Raw genomic sequence first — 21,987 nt, 5'->3', positions numbered from 1 at the left:
CAAGCATTGCAAACTTCTACATATTGTCTATAGAAATGACCTGAGCTCTTGTAAAAGCTCAGGTCGCCATAGTTCAAGCTATTTCTCGGAACGCCGGATGAAAAGCCCAAGATGATTGCCAGCCGGGTCGGAAAAGATGGCCCACCAGCCAACATGCGGAATTTCTGTTTTGGGAAGCACAGTCTTTCCTCCATGCGCTTCTATTTTGGCAAGCGTAGTATCAATGTCGTCGGTCTGGATATAGACCATTAACCTATCTGGCTTATAGGTAGGCTCTCCTGGCCCAGCGAATCCTCCACCCAGGCCGCCAGCCGCCTGAAATTTTACATAATTGTGCTCCTGATTGGTTGCCGTCTGCCAGTCAAACACATCATGATAAAACGTACCTGCCTCATTCGGATTTGCGGCGGGTATCTCAATATGGGAAATGGAATGCTCTGTCACGACTATTGCCCCTTTCCAGCAGTGCGCTGATAGCTAATTGAGATGAGGACCTATTTCCTCTCCTCTTGTTCCTTAACTTTCCTTAGGCTACTTTCTGGCAAGAGTATAGCGTATGAATGGGGACAACCTTATGTCACATTCAATAGCAATTCTCCACTATCTGACCCGATTCGCTTCCTCAACGCCTGCTAGAAGGCCATCAACAATATAATTCTCGTTTGATAGGTGTCGCCTTTCCCAATCGAAGGTATATAATAACCTGGGGCAGGGAATGCCTTTGCCTCTGAATTTTCGATACGCCTCGTCAAGGGATGGGATTGTACAACCAGTACAATCAGCCAGTGTGTGAGGCATGTTTCCGCACATCAGGCATAGCCTCAATTCATCTTACGCCCACCTGTATCGAGGTAATAGCAATATTATGCAGGGCCACGCGAGTCTTAGGGCTTGTCATCTGGCCCCTGACAGGTTAGGAGGAACTGTATGGCCAGACAGGCCACTAAACGTCTGACGACAGCTCAGGCTACTATTGCCTTTCTCAAGAACCAATATGTGGAGCGCGACGGCAAGGAACAAGCTTTCTTTGCTGGCTGCTTCGGGATCTTTGGACATGGCAATATTTCGGGCATTGGCCAGGCATTACAGCAGATGCCTGAGTTCCGCTATTATCAGGCTCGCAACGAACAGGCAATGGTACATATTGCCGCAGCTTATGCCAAAACTAAGAACCGCTTGCAGACCTTTGTATGCACTTCGTCTATTGGTCCTGGCGCAACTAATATGGTCACTGGTGCAGCATTGGCTACTATCAATCGCTTGCCGGTCTTGCTTCTGCCCGGAGATTTTTTCGCTCGTCGCAACGTTGCTCCTGTGTTACAGCAACTTGAAGCTCCACAAACACAAGATATTTCTGTTAATGATTGTTTTCGGCCAGTAAGCCGTTATTGGGATCGCATCATACGCCCGGAACAAATTCTGACTTCTCTGCCCGAGGTTATGCGCGTGCTCACCGATCCAGCAGAAACCGGAGCCGTTACTCTTGCTCTTCCAGAAGATGTACAGACTGAGGCTTACGACTATCCAGAAGCTTTATTCCGTAAACGCATCTGGCACATCTCGCGTAACCGAGCCGATCTAAGCGCCCTAAAAGAGGCCGCCGCCTGGATTCGTTCTAGCCAGCGACCGCTGATCATTGCCGGTGGTGGTGTCCATTACTCAGAGGCAACAGCTACTTTACAGCGTTTTGTGGATCAAACAGGCATCCCTGTGGGCGAAACTATGGCCGGTAAGGGTAGCCTGCGTTATGACCATCCGCTGAGCCTGGGAGCCGTTGGAGCTACGGGCACCTCCGCCGCGAATCGCCTGGCTCGCGATGCAGACCTTATTATTGGGATCGGTACGCGCTATAGCGACTTCACGACGTCCTCCAAGACTGCTTTTCAACATCCCTCTGTCCGTTTCATCAATATCAATACGACTTCCTTTGATGCCTCAAAACATCTAGCCTTGCCATTAGTGGGGGATGCACAGGTTACGCTAGAAGAATTGCTTGGTCAACTTGACGGCTACTCTGTTGCTCCCGAGTACCGCATGCAGGCCGAACAACTTCATACGGAGTGGGATGCCGAGGTAGAGCGCATCTATGCCATTCGTCACGCGCCATTACCCAGTCAGGGCGAGTTGATTGGCGCAGTGAACGAAAATAGCTCGCCCGAAGCTATTATGGTATGTGCGGCAGGAAGCTTACCAGGCGACCTACATAAGCTCTGGCGAGCTCGCAATCCCAAAAACTATCATCTAGAATATGGCTATAGCTGCATGGGCTATGAGGTTGCCGGCGGCCTGGGCGCAAAAATGGCGGCCCCAGAGCGCGATGTGTATGTAATGGTCGGCGATGGATCATACTTGATGATGAACAGCGAGATCGTTACTTCGCTTCAGGAAGGCTATAAGCTGATCATCGTTCTGTTCGATAATGCTGGTTTCAAGAGTATTGGCTCGCTGAGCCGTTCCCTTGGCCAGCAAGGCTTTGGTACGCGCTATCTCTATCCCCACAATGGCTCTCTCCCTACCGATACCGCAGGGGATGAAGCCCAAATCTTGCCTGTTGATCTGGCGGCCAACGCTCTTAGCCTGGGCGCTGAGGTGATCGTATGCCAGACATATGCCGACTTTGTAACCGCGCTTAAGACTGTCCAGACAACTGATCGCACCTCTGTTATCTATATTCAAAATGATCGCTATCAGGGTATAGATAGCTACGATGGCTGGTGGGATGTCCCGGTGGCCGAGGTCAGCGAGATGCCTTCTGTACAAGCTGCGCGTACAGAATGGGAGTCAATGCGTACTCAGGAGCGCCATTTTCTGGAGTAACGCTTTTCCCAGTTTCGCCGTTCAGCACTGGCTATACGTTAGTCAGTGCTGAACGGCAAATTTAGAACATTGAAGACGCTGGAATGGTTCCTTTATCAGAGTTCTGAGCGAAGCTGCTCTCGAAGCTTTTCTAGCTGAGGATGGTCGCTCTTGAGAATAAAGCTCTCTGCAAAACCAAGTGCTGTTAAATAGTATGCCTGCCTTGATACGGCACATATTTTACTCTAACTTCTGAAACCTGTCAGATCAATTTCCACTTTACTGGTCTCATTTTATAAGGCTAAGTCCTGCTGACCGCTTCATTTTTAAGTCTGCAAAGCAGAAAATCCTTCCTTTTTGCCTATATTTTGGCCCTGAAAGTACCTATAGTAGAGGCAACATATACAGAAAAGTCCAGCCAGTCAAGGAGCACAATATTGGATATTCATGCTTACCTTCAACGCTTGCATTATCAAGGTCCACTTGAGCCAACACTTCAGACACTACAGGCATTGCATACTGCGCATATGCTAGCTGTCCCATTCGAGAATCTTTCGCTTCATTACCATCAGCCCATCGTTTTGCAAGAGGAGGCCCTCTACGAGAAAGTTGTGAAGCGGAGACGTGGTGGCTTCTGCTACGAACTCAATGGCTTGTTTGCCGTCCTATTGCGCGCGCTAGGTTTTGATGTCACCATGGTCTCAGCCAGTATGGCCCACTCCGCAGACGAGTTTGGCCCCGAGATCGACCATCCAACACTTCTAGTACATCTCGCGGAGGATTGGTTAGCCGATGTTGGAAATGGCGATTCGTTCCGCAGTCCACTAAGGCTACAAGTAGATCTAGAACACATCGAAGGCGAACAAGCCTATCGCTTGCAACGCAACCATCCTTACTGGATCATGCAAAAGCGCACAGCTGCTGGTTTATGGGAAACCGAGTATCGCTTCACCCTGCAGCCTCATAGTCTTTCTGATTTCATAGAGCGCTGCCACTATTACCAAACTTCGCCGGAATCCCATTTTACCCATAATCGCATCTGTTCGCTTGCTATGCCAACAGGGCGCATCACGCTTAAAGACTTGCGCCTGATCACAACCATACATGGAAACAAGGAGGAACGCATCTTAAGCTCAGAGGAGGATTTTCTTAACACCCTGGCTGAACGCTTTGGCGTTGTCTTGTAATCTTAGCCACCAATAAAGATTGGCAATAACATCTCTCAAGAAACGAGAGATCAGGTGCAGTTGCTCCTCTACGCTAAGGGTTGCCAATGGCGCTCCTGTCGATACATGTACCGCTTTTGTTATCCTAAAAAAGTGCAATGTATTGACATATCACAACACTCTAAAGTAGAATAGCTGATGGGGTATTCTGCTCCGCATAATGAGTTGTTCAACAAGCGTTTATTAGCATCTACATACTATAGAGGTTGGGATCTGAAGGCTTAGCGTTACTCGCATCAGGAACCTGACAGCAAGATATCAGGTTCTATTTTCGACATCTTTTTGAGGAGAAATATTTTTCTCAAAGCCCTGCCTATTTGACCCACCCCATTATGCATATGTGGTCTATAATAAAGCTGGCCAACAACACAACAGGAGGTCATCATGTTCACACTGAGACAACGAGATGGCGTGCGAAGTTACATTCTGGAAATGGCGCAAAATGACTCACGGGTCACTGGCGGCGCGCTCATAGGATCTACAGCCGCCGGAACTGAGGATACCTGGTCCGATATCGATCTTACTTTTGGCATCGCTAGCGGAAACCCGATTGAAACGGTTATTGCTGACTGGACACAAGCTCTTGCGCAAGAATTTGGCGTCCTAGATTATTTTGATCTGTACGTGAGGTCCAGTATCTATCGGGTATTCCTTTTACCGAATGGACTGGAGGCCGACGTATCGGTAACTCCCGAAGATGACTTCGGCGCCTATGGCCCACATTTCCACACACTCTTCGGTAAGGCTCAGCGCCTACAATCCACTCCCTCAGCCGATATCAGGCATATCATCGGGCTTGGCTGGCACCATGTCCTTCACGCTCACTCCAGTATCGAGCGCCACAAACCATGGCAGGCCGAATACTGGATCAGTGAGATTCGCAATCACACCTTTGAGCTCTCGTGCATTCGCCTAGGGGAAAGATCTGCTCACCGACGTGGCGTCGATAAGCTTCCCGTAGCCGTTACCAATCCACTTGCCAATACGCTTGTACGCTCGCTCGAAGAGCCCGAATTGCGTCGAGCTCTCTCGGCCGCAACAGCATGTTTAATTAGGGAGATTGAGCAATACGATACCACACTTGGTGCCCGCCTTAAACCTCTCTTATACGAATTCGTTGCTATTCAGGACAAGGGCTAGAGCGCTTCTAGCTCCTTTTAATACTGCTCATGTTGTTGGGGAACGCTTGCATTAAGTTTCGCCAGATTATATACTCTTCACAGAATTGTTGGGTAACCAATCTTTTCATTATGAGGCAGCTTTATGACAAGGACAACACAAGCAGCACTGATCTGGTTGCAGGAGCAGCAGCAGTACCTCTGGCATGACATAAAGCGTGCTGAAAAATCTATATTACCCGAAGCAACATCTTACTGGCACCAACGCCTGGCCCTGCATACATCCTTCTCTTTTCAAGGCAAAGAGGGACAGCTTACCTTGCTCAATGAAACGCGACCACGGGGCAAAGGCGGATATTGGTATGCCTATCGGCACGTGGGAAAACGTACGACCAAAAAGTATGTTGGGCGCACAGATGATATTACCTTCGCACGTTTAGAGTCAGCCGCCAAGTCTCTGCTGTCCTCACCGGAGAAGGTCAGACAAGCCCAGAATAAAGAAGTGTTGGAAACTACAAGTTCTCTACAAACACCCTCAGACACGCTGGCAACAGATCTGCCTCAGCAGCACAACAGTTTCCCGTATTCGCTACAGGATGCATTGCTCATCCCTAAATTGCACCTGCCCCAATTACACCCTTCGCTCATCTTACGTGAGGGCTTGCTGACTCTACTTGATAAAAGCCTGGAGCATCGCCTAACGCTGATTTCAGCTCCTGCCGGCTTTGGGAAGACAACACTGGTAGGTCAATGGATCGCAAGGCACAGCAAAGAGGAAGATTTTCCTCCGGTTGCTTGGGTCTCGCTGGACCCGGGAGATAATGATCCTGTGCGCTTCTGGCGATATCTCACTATGGCTTGCCAGACATTTCATAAAGATTTAGTACATACAGCCCTATCTCTGTTGCATGCCGCTTCTCAAGCTCCTTTTGAGCCGCGCTTTATTGAAAGCGCTTTGACAACTCTCTTGAACTCATTATCCCAAAGCAAGCAGCGAGGTATTTTGATCCTTGATGATTATCAGGTTATCACCTCTCCTCGGCTTCAGGAGACCGTAACTTTCTTCCTTGATTATTTGCCTGCTGGCCTTCATGTGCTTCTTATCAGCCGCCATGATCCACCGCTTCCCCTGATCCGGCTACGAGCTCGCAATGACCTCTTTGAATTGCGCACCTCCGCTCTACGTTTCACCCAGGAGGAGACCGCCAGCTTTCTCCAGTCCATCTACCAGGAACGTCCAGCGGCGGAAATAGTTCAATATATCAGCATGCATTTGGAAGGTTGGGCGGCAGGCCACCGCCTGCTCCAGGTTGCGCTTCGCGAGCCAGTCAGGCTCTTGGAAACTAAAGATTCTCTGATTTCGATCCCATCTCAATGTGCCGGGAAGAATGGTCTTTTGCCACTTACAACGGGAAATGGGTATTCGCAAAATCAGAAATTGCCAACTACCCTTCCGTTATGGCACCTTATCAAAGGACCGCACGCCTTCCAGGAATATTTTCTTGCCGAGGTATTCAACGCTCAGCCAGAGCCGTTGCAACAGTTTCTTCTTCAGACAAGTGTCCTTAGTCGCTTAACAGCTCAGCTTTGTACAGCTGTAACAGGGATAAACAACAGTCAATACATTCTCGAAACGCTGGAACATGCAAATCTTTTTCTAGAGGCACTCGATAGCAACGGTACATGGTTTCGTTATCATGGACCCTTTGCCGAAGCCATGCAAGCTGAAGCTCGTCCCCGTTTAGGTGACGATCGATTGCGTATCATTTCTGCCCGAGCTTGCCGCTGGTATGAAGAACATAACCTCTACACAGATGCGATAGAGGCCGCCCTTCAAGCTCAGGATCATGCACGTGCCGCAGATTTAATCGAGCGACATCTGGCTGCTCCATATGCATATCAGCAAGCCAAAGAATACCACACTCTCTATCGCTGGCTAGGACAGCTCCCCGAGGCGCTCCTCCAGCAGCATCCAACTCTCTGCCTGACATACGTAACTGCCCTTCTATCCGTAGTTATCTCACCTCGACTGACCCCATCTACGGAGCTACTGCTAAGCAAGTTCTTGCAGATGGCGGAACAGAGCTTTCGCGCCGAGGCCAACCTGCCCAGGCTTGGAGAAGTATTCGCTTTGCGCGCCCTTGTGGCCTGGCGGCAAGATGATGCCATTCAAGCAGCTCACTTTGGTCGCGAGGCACTAAGTTGGTTGAAAGAGGAGCAAACAACCTGGCGGAGTCTGAGTTTGAGCGTTGTAGGAAAGGCCGAATTGCTCTTTAAAGGAAATGTTCATGTAGCGCAGAGGATGTTAGAGGAAGCTCTTGCTCTGTGTGAAACCGCAGAGAATCGGTACTTCAAGCTGAGAAGAACAACGGCAAATATGCTTGGAACTACGTTTTTCGAACAAGGCAAACTACATCTTGCTCGTAAGTACTACCAGCAAGCGCTCGTTGAAGCCAGAGAGCAGATCGATAGCGGCAGTATTTGCCACTCACTACTTGGCCTGGGACGCATCTGCTATGAGCATAATGAGCTCGATATTGCCCAACAGCAGGCTGAAGAGGTCAAGGATATCGGCCATAGCCTGGCTTACGAATTTCATGAGGTCCAGGCTACTCTTCTCCTGACCAGAATACAGCACGCCAGGGGCGAATCAAAAGCAGCATTACAGCACTTGAATGCACTCCTTACCCATCTTCAAACAGCACAACCATATGATCATGCCTCACCACTTTTCCAGGATGTGCTTACCTGGCAAGTTCGGCTCTCACTATCCACTAACGATCTGGCCACGGTCCAGCATTGGACAGCCGCTTCTGCACAATTCGTGGAAGCACTGCCTCCATTTTCTTCTGCCCAGCGAGGACTGGTTATAGCTCGCGCTCATTACTTAGAAGGCAGAGAAGAGGTAGCGCTGGCAACATTACAAGCGCTGCTAAACCAGGCCCTACCCGCTGGCCATCAGAGGATATCGTTCGAGGCTCAGGCTCTTTTAGCGCTAGTCTATGAGAAGTTGGGCAAGAGTTCCCAGGCTCGACAAACCCTACACACATTGCTTGCTCAGACCTACGCTGAGGGCTATTTGCGCCCCTTTCTAGATGAGGGCGAGACAATGGCCAGGCTCTTGAGTTCGCTTCTGCGCTCTCTCCATAAGATGCCCCTGCGTGCCTACCTTCAAGGCATCCTGCAAGCCTTTCCACAAGGACAGGCCGCGATAGCTTCTCTGCCTGAGCCGCTGAGCAGGCAAGAACGGCGTGTCTTGCAGCTGCTTGCTGATGAGCGTTCAAATGCCGAAATTGCGCACGCAATGGTGGTCTCTATCAATACTATCCGCACCCAGACGCGCAGTATTTACCGCAAGCTTGGTGTCCATAATCGTTCGACGGCAGTTGCCATTGCTCGTCAACTACGCTTGCTCTGATTGTCCTCCCTGGGTTCCCCAACACGCCACATACAATCAAGCTATCACATAGCTAATCATCCTCGAAGATGAAGTATGCTCTGTTTCCCACATGCTATTCTGTTGGCACGCCTGAATACCTGTCTTTCGCTCAAGAAAAGATAGTCTTTGGAGGATTTGCTTATGCGTCGTTGGGGAGTTGTCCTTGCCATAGGATTCTCAGTCTTTATGTTCACAGTCGATATGAATGGCGTTGGGTTGGCATTGCCAATAATGGGGAAAACGTTTCAGCAATCCGACGCTACCATGTCCTGGGTAATAGCCAGTTACTCTTTACCCCTGACCCTATTAATGATCCCATTTGGTCTGGTGATTACACGTTGGCCACCTCTAGCTACTCAGCTTATTGGCGTGGGAGGTTTTGGTCTGGCCAGTATTCTCTGCGCTCTGGCCCCATCCTTTAGTTTTTTGCTAATTGCCCGTGCTCTTCAAGGAAGCTTTGGAGCCCTGTTAGGAACCCAGGGAGTCGCTCTTGTCGCAGCAGCAGCTGAGCCCCACGAACGCGGGCGAGCCATGGGCCTTATTGGGGCAATGGGTCCATTAGGTTCGGTTACAGGGCCTGGCATTGGTGGCCTTTTGCTCGCCAGCTGGGGCTGGCCGTCTATCTTCCTGATCAATGTGCCGGTGGTCCTTGTTACGATGATCCTGATGCTGCTCTGCCTTCCTGGTGTGAGTTTTGGCTCGCTTCAGTTGAGTGGGCTCAGTCAGATGGGATATCTTCTACGCCATTCCCGCTTCTTATGGTCGCTTCTCACCCTACTTTTCTTTAGTTCGGCCAGCGGTGCTCTCGCCTATCTCTTGCCCTTTGGCTTGCAAGAGGTTCATCACCAGAGCCTGGCATTGGCAGGTACGACGCTGCTTGTTACATCGCTCGGCATGGCGATTATCAGTCCCGTGGGAGGCTATCTTAGTGATGCGCTGGGGATTCGCCTAACGATGCCTATTGGCTGGATCGTGACGTTACTTGGTTTGCTGGCTCTGCTGCTAACGATTGCTACCCCTACCGATGCCCTGAATCTGGATTGGCGCCTTCTGGTCATTGGCCTGGGAAATGGTATCGCGTATGGGCCTTTAATTACGCTAATTATGAGCATTGGTCCACGTGAAACGCTTGGAGCTGCCAGCGCATTATCTGGTGTCGTGCGCCAGTTTGGCTTCATTTGCGGTCCCATATCCGTAAGTCTTATCTGGTCATGGCAGGTTGGCTCACACGCTTCTGAGCGCGCAAATAGCAGCGTTCTGCTTTTGCTAGCGTTATCCATAGCTTGCCTTATCTTTGCGCTGTTTTCGGTGCGTGGGTGGTCTCAACGGCAGGCATCTATTATCGCCTCTTCACAAGAGCAGATAACAAACCGATCCAGCCAGGCGCAATGAACATTGTTTAGGGTTACTAACAGTTACCAGATTTGATGAACTATGCTCAACTATCGTGAACTTCTTCTCGTGTGGAAAGAGTTGTTCCATGCTTCCATCTCTGCTATACTTCATGGAGAGGACAGATGTTCGTCAAAGGAGGAACGATGCGTACCAATCGTACCCACCAGCCCTTGACCTATGATGTGCGCTTGCCGGATGAAGCCCAGGCTGACGCTTTGCGCTTGTTGGATGCAAGTAAGATGGTGGTCAATAAAGCACTCATCATCCTCTGGCCCTTCCTCGACGACTTCGGGAGTGAGCGCACCGGACCTGCCTGGAAACAGGTCGGCAAGTGTATCGGAAGCCCGCTACCGCACGGTGATCGTCAGTGGAGATGCGAGAGTGAAGTCGTGGGCAGGCTCTTACGTGGGCAAGCTGAGCGGAAGAAAGCGTTTGCAGTGGTCGCCCCCATCCTCTCCGATGGCTTCATCCGCCCCCAAACGGACAAGCGACCAGCAGGCAAAAACCGTCAGGCGATCAAGGAAGCCATTACCACCCTGCAAAAGAGTCTGGAGGAGGATGACACCCGTTTTGTCACGTTGCAAAATGTCGTCGAGCAATGCTGTAATTACTTCTTCCAACACGATCAGTTCCCTCAAAGCTATGAGGAGTTGCAACCCATCCCGGTGCTCTCCGTCGGAATGCTCTCCTATGCAGGAGATGATGGGCGCGAGAAGGGCCAGGCCTACCGTCTCGCACTCGATTTGGATGCAGGTGTGGCACGCTTTCGGTTCCGGTATCCAGACGAAGCAGGAGTCTGGCGCTGGCGCAAAACAGACACCATCATTGCCTTGCCCGAGTGCCTCAAAGAACGCCTCTGGGAGGGAGAACTGATGGCTCCCACGCTGCGCGAAGAGCGCCGAGCCGAGGGAGAGCGGTTCGCTGTGCTCGACTTCATCGTCGAGGTGGAGAAAACGGAGCTTCCCACCTGGGAACAGGTTGAAAGAATCTTAGGTGCTGACTGGGGCATCCACACCTTGCTGACCGCAACGGCGGTCAATGAACACAACGAGCAAGTAGGCAAACCTCTCTTTCTTAACACTGGCAACTTTGATGGCAGACAAGCTCGCACTCGTCGTCAGATTGATGAGTTGAAGAAAAAGGTGGCTCTCTACGAACAGCAACGCGATGCCTTGCCAGAAGAAGACTCCAAATGCCTCTGGTACGCGAAGAGGTTGGCCCTATATCGACGCGAAATCGAGCGCTGTTGGCGCAAGTACAACTGGAGGAATCGGGCATTAGCCCATCTGGCAAGTAATGTGTTGCTGCTGCTGTGTCAGATTCATGATTGTTCGCTCTTGTCCATGGAGTCGCTCAAAACGCTCAAATCCACCGGGCGTGGCAAAGGCGTGCGGGGACGCTGGCGCAATTACAGAACCAACGCGACGATCCGAGGCGAAATTTGGCGACTGCTTCGGTATAAGTGCCACCTCGTTGGCTTGCGGTTCCTCACCTGCCAGCCCCGTGGGACCTCGCATACCTGCCCACGCTGCGGGGTGCCCGCAAACACCTATCGTTCTCCCTCTGATCGCCAAGAGGGGGTGAAGTGGGGGCGTTGGATGTATTGCACCAATTGTTCCTACAATGGGGATCGGGATTATTGCGCCTCCGTCAATATTGCGAGACTGGGTGTAGCGTATCTTGTTCAAATGAAACAGGCGGGCAAGGCGAGGGCTTGCTCGATTTCTGACCCACGGGTCAAGCCTGTTGCGTATACCACAACGGGTTCGGCGTTACTGTTGCCGCCGACGGGAGAAACACCCGCCCGATTCCTTCGGGGAAAGATCTACTATTATCCTGGTTGGTTCGCTTCTGTTTTCCTGCAATCGTCACAGCCCAGGGCTGTTTTCCTGCGATTGTGTGGATAGCTGAGGATTGCTTAGGATAGTATCAGATTTTAGCAACGGTAGATGGATAGCGAGCTGTGAGGATCAGCGCACCCAGATAGGCATATCGTGGTGGTCCATACCGAAATGATGAGCGACCTCATGCAAGACAGTGCTGCGTACCTGTTCGCGGATACGCTCGGGGTCGCCCTGGCAGTAGAGCTCGATGTTGCGCTGATAAATGGTGATGCGCTCCGGGAGACGGGTCTGGCTGTAACTTTGCTGGGTGAGCGGAATGCCTTGATACAATCCCAGCAGCCAACCCCTTCCTGATATATTACCTCCATAGAGAGTTTCTATAAGGGCGGAATCTGGTTCATCCTCAACCAGGACAACAAGATTATCCATCTGCTCATGAAATTCGGAGGGAATAGCGTCGAGAGCCTCGCGGACCAGCTGTTCAAAGTCGGTGAGGGTCTGATCGTAATGTTGTTCGTTTTCCATAGCTGAATTGGTCGAATTAGAGAAGCGTTTCTCACATAAGATAATACCCAGTATACCAAAGAGCAGCGCACCGCCGAGGAATAGCAGCTTGACCAGGCTAGCAAACTGAGAAGAGAAGAAGAAGAGCAGGAGGAGAGCAGCCAGGAGAAAGCTGAGCAGCGCAAGAAATGGAGATCCATGCTGTTTTTGCACATCTTCTATGATTTGCTCTTCGACGCTATCCTGTTCTTCGTGCATATTCTTGCCCGTCATGCTAGTTATCTCCTGGCCGGTTGCTCTCAACAGAACGCATGCTCTTAGTATAGCCTATTTTTGGGCCTGCTCACTAACCGCAGAAATCAGCCTATTAAGTTCCCGGCAAGGATCAGAAACCATCAGCCTTGTAAGTAAGCCACCCGCGCGTCCATATCACGAACCAATGTCAGGATAGAGGGCAGATCTCAGCTGAGTAGGCTGCCCTCATCCACTGCTTTTATTGGCGAGTCTGCCACCGCCGAGGCACACAGCGCCGCCATGACACACAGAAGTGCCACCAGGCCTAATGCGAGACGCAGCCCCAAGCGATCGGCGACAAAACCAATTACCGCAGGGCCGGCGATCATGCCGAAGTATCCCCATGTCGTGATGTTTACGAGAATCGAGCCTCCGTGCTTTTTAGAAAGACGTCCAGCCGCACTTATCACCAGGGGAAATGGAACAGAAAGGCCAATCCCTACCAGACCCAGACCAAGAAATGCTAAAGGTACCCATGGCACCAGCAGGGCCAGGGCCAGACCAAGGGCTGCCAGCGAACAGGCACTACGAACAAGCATTGCAGCTCCCAGGCGCGCCGTCAGATAATCCCCAACAGCTCGTCCAAGCGTCATACAGACCAAAAATGTTGAGAAACCTGCAGCGGCCAGGCCAGGCTCCGCATGGAGGGTGTCAGACAAGTAGACAGCGCTCCAATCGAACATAGCGCCTACACTAAGTAGGGCACTAAAGGCGATTAAGCCCAGCATTACCAGCGTAGGAGAGAAGCGCAAGGAGGAGGCTTTCCTACCAACTTGCGCCGTATCTTCTTGCCGCTCAGCTTCTACCAGGAGAAAACGTGAGCTCCCGATAATGCTCATAACAGTAACTCCGGCAACGGCTAGAAAATGAAGCTCAGGGCTTATATGTAATGCTGCCAGAAGGCTCCCTAGAGTGGCACCGAGCAGGCTACCAATGCTAAAGCAGGCATGAAACGAACTCAAGATAGGGCGGCCATATGCCCGCTCAAGCTCAGCTGCCTGCATGTTCATTGTAACGTCCATCGCGCCACTGCCGGCCCCCAGACCGATAAGAGCCATGAGAAGGAGCCACAAATTCGGCGCGAATGCAAGTAATGGAAGCGTAATGCACATAACAATTGCCGCTATAGTGACGACACTATGGCTGCCAGAACGCCGGGCAATTCGTCCGCCAATATTCATTGCAAGCAGTCCGCCAACTGTACACCCTAGTAAAGCAAGCCCTAATTGACCAGGAGACAAAGCCAGCTTTATTTGTATTGTTGGGAGACGCGCTGACATACTCGCTGCTATTAAACCGTTTGTAAAAAAGAAGACAACAATCGCTATGCGAGCCAGGCGTAAACGCCTTAACTCTTCTTGCTGGAGATTTGCTTTCATCTCAATCTTCGCTTCTAGAGAAGAGCCACATGTCAGGCTGCAAGACATTCCATACAGCCTGGATGAGCTATTCATATCTGGGGCCTATGACGACCCCAGCTTATTTATTCCTGTGAGGTTGGCTACATGATCACATAAAGAAAAGCGCATGCTCATGTGAATCAGGAATGAAGGCGAAGAGAAGAAAAATGCGCAAAGCATCTCTATCGCAGGCTCACCTCATCACATGAGATGCCTGGCGATACACGCATAAAGGAGAAGATTATCAAGGAGGATAGGAAAAATCTACCGCATCTTGCTAAGATGGGCATATGCTTTCTTGCTGCCTATTTTCCTCCCGCACAAGCCCGGCGTGATCGCTTATGCGGGAATATCAGTTGCGAGGATGAGATTCCAGATAATTTTCAACACAGCTTCTATCCTTTGATCAGAAGTAAATGCTTTTCTAGGGAGAGTCTAACAGACGATAAAAGACCAGTCAAGCATTGCCGTCCAATTTTTCACATGATCCAGTCGGCCTCATACCCCTTCAGCGACTTCGGGCAGGAGTTTTGCATACCACCAGCAAAAGGATTGCTGGTGGTATATCTTAGTTCTTTGGCTTAGCAACCTGGCGATATTGCCAATCCTGGGCAAAGAGATCGAAAAAGACATCAGCGCGCGGGTGTTCTGCGATAAAGTCTTCATTCAGCTCGATACCCAGCCCTGGACCATTCGGAAGTGGGAAACAGCCATCCGCCGGGTCAACTTCGGGCAATCCCTTCACAACATCCTTAACCCAGGCATCAGCAAAATCGTTAAAATGCTCCTGAATCTTGAAGTTAGTTGTGCAAGCAGCCAGGTGAAGGGCCGCCGCGGTCCCGACTGGCCCACACACATTATGGGGAGCAATGAGCATATAGTAGGCGTCGGCCCAGGCTGCCAGCTTCTTTGTCGCCAGAATACCACCGGAATGGGTAATATCGGCCTGAATAATATCTGCAGCCTGCAATTCAAACAATTCTCGGAACTCATAGGCCGTATGTAGGCGCTCGCCTGTAGCAAGAGGCACACCCAGCGATCTGGTTGCTTCGCTCACCTGCTTGAGCACGGCAAGATTTTCCGGTGGTACTGGCTCTTCGAACCAGCCCGGCGAAAATTGGGCCAGCTTATTCATCATCATAATAGCCGTTGATGCGTTAAAGCGACCATGCATCTCAATCAAAATATCTATCTCTGGCCCCACCGCCGTACGTACAGCCTCAATCAGTGCCACAGCCCTCTGCTGCTCCTTGCGCTCCAGCTCATAGAAGCCGGCCCCGAAAGGATCGACCTTCAACGCTCGATACCCGCGTGCCGTTACTTTCTTAGCAGCTGTGGCAAATTCCTCCGGTGACCGTTCTACCGTGTACCAGCCATTGGCATACGCTGGTATGCGCTCGCGCACAGCACCACCAAGCAGCTGGTATACAGGAACATTCAAGACCTTGCCCATAATATCCCAGCAAGCCATCTCTACGACGGCAATGGCCGACATCATTATTTCGCTGGGACGAGCAAAGTCTCTCCGGAACATACGTTGTACAAGGTCCTCAATCTTGAACGGATCTGAACCTAGTATATGATGTTTAGCTGCCTCCTGTAGGTACCCTAACAGCGCATCTGTATGATTTACCATGCGCACTTCGCCAACTCCATGCACCCCTTCGTCAGTCTCCACGACAACAAACGTCAGATTGCGCCAGGGAGTACCAAGCACAAGAGGTCGCACTGCAGTGATCTTCATTGATAGCGCCTCCTATCTTTAGTTTACATGTAAAATAATCTTTGTAGCTGTAACCTCGCCTGCCACCAGTTGGGCAAAAGCCTTGGCGCCTTCAGCTAAGGAACGTTCCTCTAGCCAGTCTCCCTCTTCCTGAAGCGCCCCCTGGGTAAGCAGCTCGAAGGCCAGATCAAAATCAGCTGGCGTATACGCGAAGCTGCCCCTGAGCGTAATCTCTTGTCGGATCAAGTAGTTTGCTGCCAGTGGAGAGGCTTCATCATGTAAACCAATAAATACGACATTCCCACCGGGTACGACTGCCTGCACAGCTTGAGCCCTGGTGGCATCTGCCCCAACGGCATCAATGACGGCCTCAACACCCCCAGGAATCAGTTGCTGAACCGTCGTCAGTACATCCCGCTCACGCACATTTACAACTTCCTGCGCGCCCCAGCGTTGCGCAATGGATAGGCGGGAAGCAGACATATCACAAACCATGACACGCTTTACACCCAGAGCACGAGCAGCCACAAGACAAAACAGGCCAATTGGGCCAGCCCCAATGATAAGTAAACTATGTTCAGGCTGCAACTGGGCTAAAGCTACGGCACGCACCGAGCAGGCCAACGGCTCGCTAAGAGCTGCAAGTGAGGTAGAAAGCATGGCGGGTACTGGATAGCAAAGGGCCGCAGGCACAGCTACAAAACTGGCAAAAGCGCCGGGACGATGAACCCCAATAAGTTGTCGCTGGCGGCAGAGATTGGGAAAGCCCGCCAGACAACGATCACACTGCAGGCAAGAAATCAAAGGATTAAAAGCAACACGATCTCCTTCTTTAGCAGAGCTTCCATCGCGCAGTCGTGCCTCTGCCGAAATCCCAACAATTCTTCCCGCCGCCTCATGTCCCATGATTAAGGGAGGCTTGCGCAGGCTATTTTGCCCTAGATAACCGCTGAGCTCTGAGCCACAGATCCCGGCGGCAGCAACTTCAACCAGTACCTCTCCAGCTTGAAGATGAGGAATTGCTGTAGTCTGCATCTCCATAGTCCGTGGCCCTAGCCAGACCAGGGCTTCCATACTCGCTGTACTGCCCATAATATTGCTCCTTTCCTCAAGGACATCTGGTTCGATTAGCGCATAACATTGGTAAGCCTGCCCAGGCCCTCAACTTCGATGGTGACCTCATCTCCTGCCTTCAGCCAGGGTACATCTTTCTTGCCAAAAATAACGCCCTCCGGCGTTCCCGTGACAATTACATCTCCAGGCTCCAGCGTCATATACTGGCTCAAATAGCTTACAAGATAGTTCACAGGAAAAATCATATCGGCAGTATTCGAATCCTGGCGTATTTCACCATTGACCCAGCAGCGCAAGCGCAACTTCTGAGGATCGCCAACCTCATCGGCAGTAACCAGATAGGGGCCAACCGGTAGAAACTTGTCGAGCGCTTTACCTAGAAGCCATTGATTCGTCCGAAACTGTAAATCACGAGCGCTTAGATCATTGGCATTACAATAGCCCAACACGTAGCCCAACGCCTCTTCGACCCTGATATTGCGTGCTATGCGACCAATGACCAGGGCCAGCTCTACCTCGTAATCGTACTCTCTAGCATTAGTGGACAGCGGAATCGCCTCTCCAGAGGCCGCCAGCGAGTTTGCATATTTGGGGAAAAGCACCGGCGATTCCGGCACGGCCATCCCCGACTCGGCTGCGTGCTTCCGATAGTTGAGCCCCACACAAATAATTTTTCCCTGGCGCGGAACACAGGGACCAGGCTGCAAAGAAGCCTCTGCAAGCAGCCAGGAAGCGCTCTGCTCGCTGGCGGTCAGCTCTGCCAGCCGTCTAAACCCCTGCAGCGAGGCTTCTTCTCCACTACATAACTCTTCTAATGTAGTGGGAACAGACTCTCCCGCAAGAGCTGATTTCAAAGCCGTGCTGGCCGCTGACACATCTACAATACCAGCGGCTGATTGCATACCTAAACGTAGGCCAGAAGGGGATTGGAAAGTGAGTAAACGCATAAATTAACACTCCTTTAGGGCTTGCTGGTCCTGTCTCGTTCTCTAACATAGACTAAGCCAGGGCCAGAAACGAGTATTCTATCCAGGCTGGCGATCTCCTTGATCTGCAAGCTGGCTCTGTTTCAGGCGTTGCTCGATATGCTCAAGATGGATAAGCATAGCTTCACGAGCTAGCTCTGCTTGATGGGTTCGCAAAGCTGAGACAATCGCCTGGTGATCCTGAAAAGTTTGTTGCACAACTCCCGGTAAGACAACGGTCCGCTCCCGGCTCGCACGGCCAAGATGCTGAATACTGACCATAAAGCGCCAGAGGAGGGGATTGCGCGCCGCGCGTCCGATGATAGCGTGCAAATCCAGATCGGCCTGTAAATATGTTTCTGGCTCAGCCAATCCAACTTGAGAGCGTTGCAAGCACCTTTCCAGCTCTCCCAATTCCTCCTCAGTAATGTGCTGAGCGGCCAGAGCACAGATCCCAGGCTCCAGGACTTTACGTGCCTCAAAAAGCTGCTGATAAGTTGAGTCATCCAGCGCAAAGACAAAATCGAGGTGTTCTACAAGCGTCTCGGGCTCTAAAGAGGTGATATATGTTCCAGAGCCGTGGCGCAGCTCCACGACTTTCATAATTGAGAGCGTACGCAATCCCTCACGCAGCGAAGGGCGACTCACCCTGAGCATAGCCGCCAACTCACGCTCCGGTGGAAGCTTATCTCCTGGACGAAGCTGTTTCTCCCGGATCAAGCGTAGCAAATGCGCCACAATATCTTCGGCCACTGCTGTCCTGGGTATGGCTGGAAAAGCTTGTTCCATCCAACACATCCTCCATAAATTGGTAAGATGACTTGTCCAAAACGTACCAGAGAAAGAGAGCTTTGTCAAGCTTTGCAATCTCGGCAAGCCAATGCTTGCTCCCCCTATACTGGTATATATTGAAGAAAATCATTGACCCATTATGGTACGATAGAGAGCAATGGAGCTACTTAGAAAAGAGAAGAAACCATGGGCGAACAACACTATCACGTGTTAATTTACCAGGTACCCAGCCAGCCATCGGCAGCCCGTGTAAGTATCTGGCGTGAACTAAAGCGCATTGGAGCCCTTTATTTACAGCAAAGCGTCTGTATCCTACCGACTACAGAACCGCTCCTTACATCTCTTCAGCGCATTACTGAACGCATTGCTAGCTTAGGAGGTAGCTATCACCTTTTACCCGTCAACAGCTTGCCTTCTGAGGAGGAAACTAAGATCGTTGAAGGTTTTCTGGCCCAGAGTAATCTTCAGTATGACGAAATCATCGAAAACTGTGAAGTTAACTTCACTAAGGAGATAGAGTTCGAAACCTTTCGCCAGAATTTTACTTATGCCGAAGCTGAAGAGATTCATCAGGAACTTGACAAGATACGTCGTTGGTATGATCGGGTTGTAGAACGAGATTGGTTCGGCGCCGCCCGTCGCGACGACGCTCTCCATAGCATTGAGCGCTGCGAGAAACTGCTTGAGGAATTTGAAGAGAAAGTATTTTTACAGCAGGAAGCAGACGAGTCGCACGAATTTGCCCCGGATGCTGGGAAAAAGCGTCTCTATCCACGCAGGGCCGATCGTAGAACGTCCCAACAGCCATGAGCCCATCAGCCAGGATATGCTGGATAGTCTGACTCCTTATCCAGCATATCATTGAGGCCTCCTACTTAGGCCTTATCTCTCGCCTCAATGAGGCAATCAGTACAACCAGCACAGCAAGAACGAGCAGCGGACCCGAGATAATTTGCAGGGATCTCAAAGCGGTTACCTGGTTAAGAATTGCCAGGACAACTAGCGCCACAACAACCCCGGTCAGAATTATTGGATCACCAACCAGAAAGTCATAAACTGCTTTAATTATCTTCACGGCTGAACCCCTTTCTCGGCATGCACCATAGCCACAGCTTCCATCTCGCTATGCTGACGTTGCTTGACTCCTTTGAGCCAGACTATGAGTCCAAATGAAGCCAAAAGATAGACCACAGCCAGGATCGGGATAAAGGCATCAGGTAACGGCAAGGCAGACGCAAACGGCCAGGCTGCGCCAAAGCCTTCTACGGTCCAAAATGTCCCAAATGTGGTAAGCATAATACCCACTATGAACTTGAGCGTATTCTCTGGAACCTGCTTTAGCGGGGCGCGCACTAAGGCTCCTACGAGTACTACCAAAATGCCTGCCACGCCAGCTCCGATAGCTGCCGAGCCAATACCGCCGATGCTACAGCTACCGCTACATAGCGCAGTTGAGGCATTACTGCCAAAGGTTATGACGATAAAGGCTACCTCAAGACCCTCCAGAAAAACTGACTTAAAAGAGAGTGCCACTGCCGAGGGCTGCAAACTTGGCGTAATTGCCTCCCCGCGGGCCCGTAATTCGGCCATGGTCTCCTCAAAAATGGCCTCTTCGTCATGAAGTGCTTTCAATCCACTATAGCGCAGAATGGCTTTCTTGAGCCATTTCAAACCAAATAGAACAAGAATACTGCCAACAACCAGGCGCAGAATATCGATCGGGACATAACGTACGATCGCCGTACCAAACACGGCAATAATGGCCGCCAGAGCAATCACGGCAGCAATCGTGCCAACAATCGCGCTACGCCAGTTAATGGTTACACCTACAACCAGTACAATAGTAAATGCTTCAACAAATTCGACTGCGGAAGCCAGAAACGCAGCCGTCATCACTGTCCATTGCATGTAGCGATCCTCTTTTCTCTCTTCGCCATTGATAAATCCCTATGGGGAGAGCCAGAGTCCAAATCTAACTTTCCGCTACTATTGTAACATATTTTTCAGTGTAACACTTGCTAATTGTAACAAGTTTTACATCTATGTCTCTCCTCAACTCGCTTCCTCTCTATCAGCACATTTGAGCTTACAAACATCGTTGCTCAGCAACCAGGATTGGACAAGCAAAAGCGTATCATTCCATGGTTCACATATGCTCTCAGCCTCTATCCTCTTGTTGAGGTCAGACAGATTTAGCATAGAAACTGGCTCCCATGTTCATTTATCCACCTTGCCAGCTCGCATAAACATGGAAACCATGAAGATCAACTGGCTACTTCATTCCCGAACTCGCAGAATTGTTTTCCCACGAGCATGCTGATTTCCCAGCACTTCATGAGCTTGCCGCGCTTGGGCCAGAGGAAAAGTTGCGTCAATAATTACATGTAAGTCTCCCGCATCTATGAGTCTACTGATTTTCATTAACTGGGCCGTAGTAACGGCTGTAAGAAGCACATCTCGCACAAACACATCGCTACGTCCGTTATCTCTACTGATGTATGTACCTCCGACTGTGGGTACCAATATCCCTCCAGGTTTTAGCGCTTTCAGCAACCGATACCCATTTTCTCCGCCCACTGTATCAACAACAAGATCAACATTCTTAATTACATCTTCTACAGAGACATTCGTATAATCGATATGTTGATCAACGCCCATTTCTAATAAAAATTCGGCATGCCGGCCAGATGCGACGCCAATCACTCTAGCCCCTGCCCGTTTTGCTAGCTGGACGGCAAAATGTCCAACTCCGCCGGCGGCTCCATTGATCAGCACTGTTTGTCCTGCTTTCATCTGGGCTTGTATAAACAGCGAGCGCCAGGCTGTGAATGCCGACATTGGCACGCCAGCGGCCTGCACATGATTTATAGATGAAGGTTTTCGGGCTAACTGACCGACTGGCGCAACTGCATACTCTGCGTAAGCACCACCACTCTGGGTCATACCATAGACTGCTTCTCCTCGCTGAAATTCTGTGACACCAGCGCCCACCTCTTCGACAACACCTGATATATCGAAGCCTGGAATATAGGGAAAATCGATGTGCAGGCCGGCATTCTGACTTAAGCCTGAACGTATTATCCAGTCGCCAGGGTTAATTCCTGCAGCATAGATCCTGACAAGAACCTCTCCCGATCCTGGAACTGGCCGAGACGTGTCCTCATACAACAGGACGTCAGGGCCTCCATAAGTATAGAACTGTATTGCTTTCATCGTTGGAGCCAGATCAGTATTCATAATTATTCCTTTCTTCAATCCATGGATACTACAGGTTGCTTTGCCTTAGCACGTACCCGTTAGATACAATAGTAGACTGAGGTAAGAGCACCGACAATAAACAGTCGTAGGCTTTTGTGGGTTAGGGAACATTCAGGGGGGTTTGTCGGAAAAATAGTAGCCTACCCAGCGGTCTCTAGC

17 protein-coding genes are annotated in these 21,987 nt (G+C 50.7%); 7 read left to right on the top strand and 10 right to left on the bottom strand.

Translation table 11 applies throughout. The features are described from left to right. Nucleotides 1–78 precede the first annotated feature (78 nt). A complete protein-coding gene (locus EPA93_RS47935; protein WP_165423891.1) occupies nucleotides 79–444 on the bottom strand; it encodes a VOC family protein in 366 nt (121 codons plus the stop codon). A gap of 483 nt (nucleotides 445–927) precedes the next feature. Between EPA93_RS47935 and iolD the strand changes: the two genes are divergently transcribed. The 6 genes from iolD to EPA93_RS47905 all read left to right on the top strand — a co-directional run bounded on the left by iolD (nucleotide 928) and on the right by EPA93_RS47905 (nucleotide 11,881). Further along, nucleotides 928–2,817 carry a 3D-(3,5/4)-trihydroxycyclohexane-1,2-dione acylhydrolase (decyclizing) gene (gene iolD / locus EPA93_RS47930; protein WP_129894353.1) on the top strand — a complete coding sequence of 630 codons (1,890 nt, stop codon included), beginning with the start codon at nucleotides 928–930 and terminating at the stop codon, nucleotides 2,815–2,817. Nucleotides 2,818–3,233: 416 nt separating this feature from the next. Next, nucleotides 3,234–3,983 carry an arylamine N-acetyltransferase family protein gene (locus EPA93_RS47925; protein ID WP_129894352.1) on the top strand — a complete coding sequence of 250 codons (750 nt, stop codon included), beginning with the start codon at nucleotides 3,234–3,236 and terminating at the stop codon, nucleotides 3,981–3,983. Between the two features lie 423 nt (nucleotides 3,984–4,406). Continuing rightward, a complete protein-coding gene (locus EPA93_RS47920) occupies nucleotides 4,407–5,162 on the top strand; it encodes a hypothetical protein (RefSeq protein ID WP_129894351.1) in 756 nt (251 codons plus the stop codon). A 123-nt stretch (nucleotides 5,163–5,285) separates the two neighbouring features. Beyond that, nucleotides 5,286–8,558: a winged helix-turn-helix domain-containing protein gene (locus EPA93_RS47915; protein WP_129894350.1), complete on the top strand. Its 3,273-nt coding sequence runs from the start codon at nucleotides 5,286–5,288 to the stop codon at nucleotides 8,556–8,558. A gap of 162 nt (nucleotides 8,559–8,720) precedes the next feature. After that, the gene (locus tag EPA93_RS47910) at nucleotides 8,721–9,971 is read left to right on the top strand and encodes an MFS transporter (RefSeq protein ID WP_129894349.1); all 1,251 of its coding nucleotides are present in this window, start codon (nucleotides 8,721–8,723) and stop codon (nucleotides 9,969–9,971) included. 146 nt (nucleotides 9,972–10,117) lie between these two features. After that, nucleotides 10,118–11,881, top strand: a complete 1,764-nt coding sequence (locus EPA93_RS47905) for a zinc ribbon domain-containing protein (RefSeq protein WP_165423890.1) — start codon at nucleotides 10,118–10,120, stop codon at nucleotides 11,879–11,881. Nucleotides 11,882–11,944: 63 nt separating this feature from the next. Here the strand turns inward: EPA93_RS47905 and EPA93_RS49450 are convergent, their stop codons facing one another. The 6 genes from EPA93_RS49450 to EPA93_RS47875 all read right to left on the bottom strand — a co-directional run bounded on the left by EPA93_RS49450 (nucleotide 11,945) and on the right by EPA93_RS47875 (nucleotide 18,567). Further along, on the bottom strand, nucleotides 11,945–12,595 hold the full coding sequence (locus tag EPA93_RS49450) for a metallopeptidase family protein (RefSeq protein WP_207229391.1): 651 nt from the start codon (nucleotides 12,593–12,595) through the stop codon (nucleotides 11,945–11,947). 188 nt (nucleotides 12,596–12,783) lie between these two features. After that, the gene (locus tag EPA93_RS47895; RefSeq protein WP_165423889.1) at nucleotides 12,784–13,995 is read right to left on the bottom strand and encodes an MFS transporter; all 1,212 of its coding nucleotides are present in this window, start codon (nucleotides 13,993–13,995) and stop codon (nucleotides 12,784–12,786) included. Between the two features lie 589 nt (nucleotides 13,996–14,584). Further along, nucleotides 14,585–15,760 carry a mandelate racemase/muconate lactonizing enzyme family protein gene (locus tag EPA93_RS47890; RefSeq protein ID WP_129894346.1) on the bottom strand — a complete coding sequence of 392 codons (1,176 nt, stop codon included), beginning with the start codon at nucleotides 15,758–15,760 and terminating at the stop codon, nucleotides 14,585–14,587. A gap of 18 nt (nucleotides 15,761–15,778) precedes the next feature. Continuing rightward, the gene (locus EPA93_RS47885; protein ID WP_129894345.1) at nucleotides 15,779–16,831 is read right to left on the bottom strand and encodes a zinc-dependent alcohol dehydrogenase; all 1,053 of its coding nucleotides are present in this window, start codon (nucleotides 16,829–16,831) and stop codon (nucleotides 15,779–15,781) included. Between the two features lie 35 nt (nucleotides 16,832–16,866). Beyond that, nucleotides 16,867–17,760 carry a fumarylacetoacetate hydrolase family protein gene (locus tag EPA93_RS47880; RefSeq protein WP_129894344.1) on the bottom strand — a complete coding sequence of 298 codons (894 nt, stop codon included), beginning with the start codon at nucleotides 17,758–17,760 and terminating at the stop codon, nucleotides 16,867–16,869. Between the two features lie 78 nt (nucleotides 17,761–17,838). After that, nucleotides 17,839–18,567 carry a FadR/GntR family transcriptional regulator gene (locus EPA93_RS47875; protein WP_165423888.1) on the bottom strand — a complete coding sequence of 243 codons (729 nt, stop codon included), beginning with the start codon at nucleotides 18,565–18,567 and terminating at the stop codon, nucleotides 17,839–17,841. Between the two features lie 189 nt (nucleotides 18,568–18,756). On the opposite strand from EPA93_RS47875, the gene EPA93_RS47870 reads away from it, so the two are divergent. Continuing rightward, nucleotides 18,757–19,380 carry a Chromate resistance protein ChrB gene (locus EPA93_RS47870; RefSeq protein WP_129894342.1) on the top strand — a complete coding sequence of 208 codons (624 nt, stop codon included), beginning with the start codon at nucleotides 18,757–18,759 and terminating at the stop codon, nucleotides 19,378–19,380. A 61-nt stretch (nucleotides 19,381–19,441) separates the two neighbouring features. Here EPA93_RS47870 and EPA93_RS47865 read toward each other — a convergent pair whose 3' ends face one another. The 3 genes from EPA93_RS47865 to EPA93_RS47855 form a co-directional block, all read right to left on the bottom strand. Next, nucleotides 19,442–19,645: a hypothetical protein gene (locus EPA93_RS47865; protein WP_129894341.1), complete on the bottom strand. Its 204-nt coding sequence runs from the start codon at nucleotides 19,643–19,645 to the stop codon at nucleotides 19,442–19,444. Next, a complete protein-coding gene (locus EPA93_RS47860; RefSeq protein WP_129894340.1) occupies nucleotides 19,642–20,478 on the bottom strand; it encodes a COG4280 domain-containing protein in 837 nt (278 codons plus the stop codon). Before EPA93_RS47860 ends, EPA93_RS47865 begins: the two co-directional genes overlap by 4 nt. A gap of 369 nt (nucleotides 20,479–20,847) precedes the next feature. Then, a complete protein-coding gene (locus EPA93_RS47855) occupies nucleotides 20,848–21,807 on the bottom strand; it encodes an NADP-dependent oxidoreductase (protein ID WP_207229390.1) in 960 nt (319 codons plus the stop codon). Between the last annotated feature and the right edge of the window lie 180 nt (nucleotides 21,808–21,987).

The sequence above is a fragment of the Ktedonosporobacter rubrisoli genome, assembly GCF_004208415.1.
In the GTDB taxonomy this organism is placed as follows: domain Bacteria; phylum Chloroflexota; class Ktedonobacteria; order Ktedonobacterales; family Ktedonobacteraceae; genus Ktedonosporobacter; species Ktedonosporobacter rubrisoli.
This window is presented reverse-complemented; position numbering and strand designations above follow the sequence as displayed.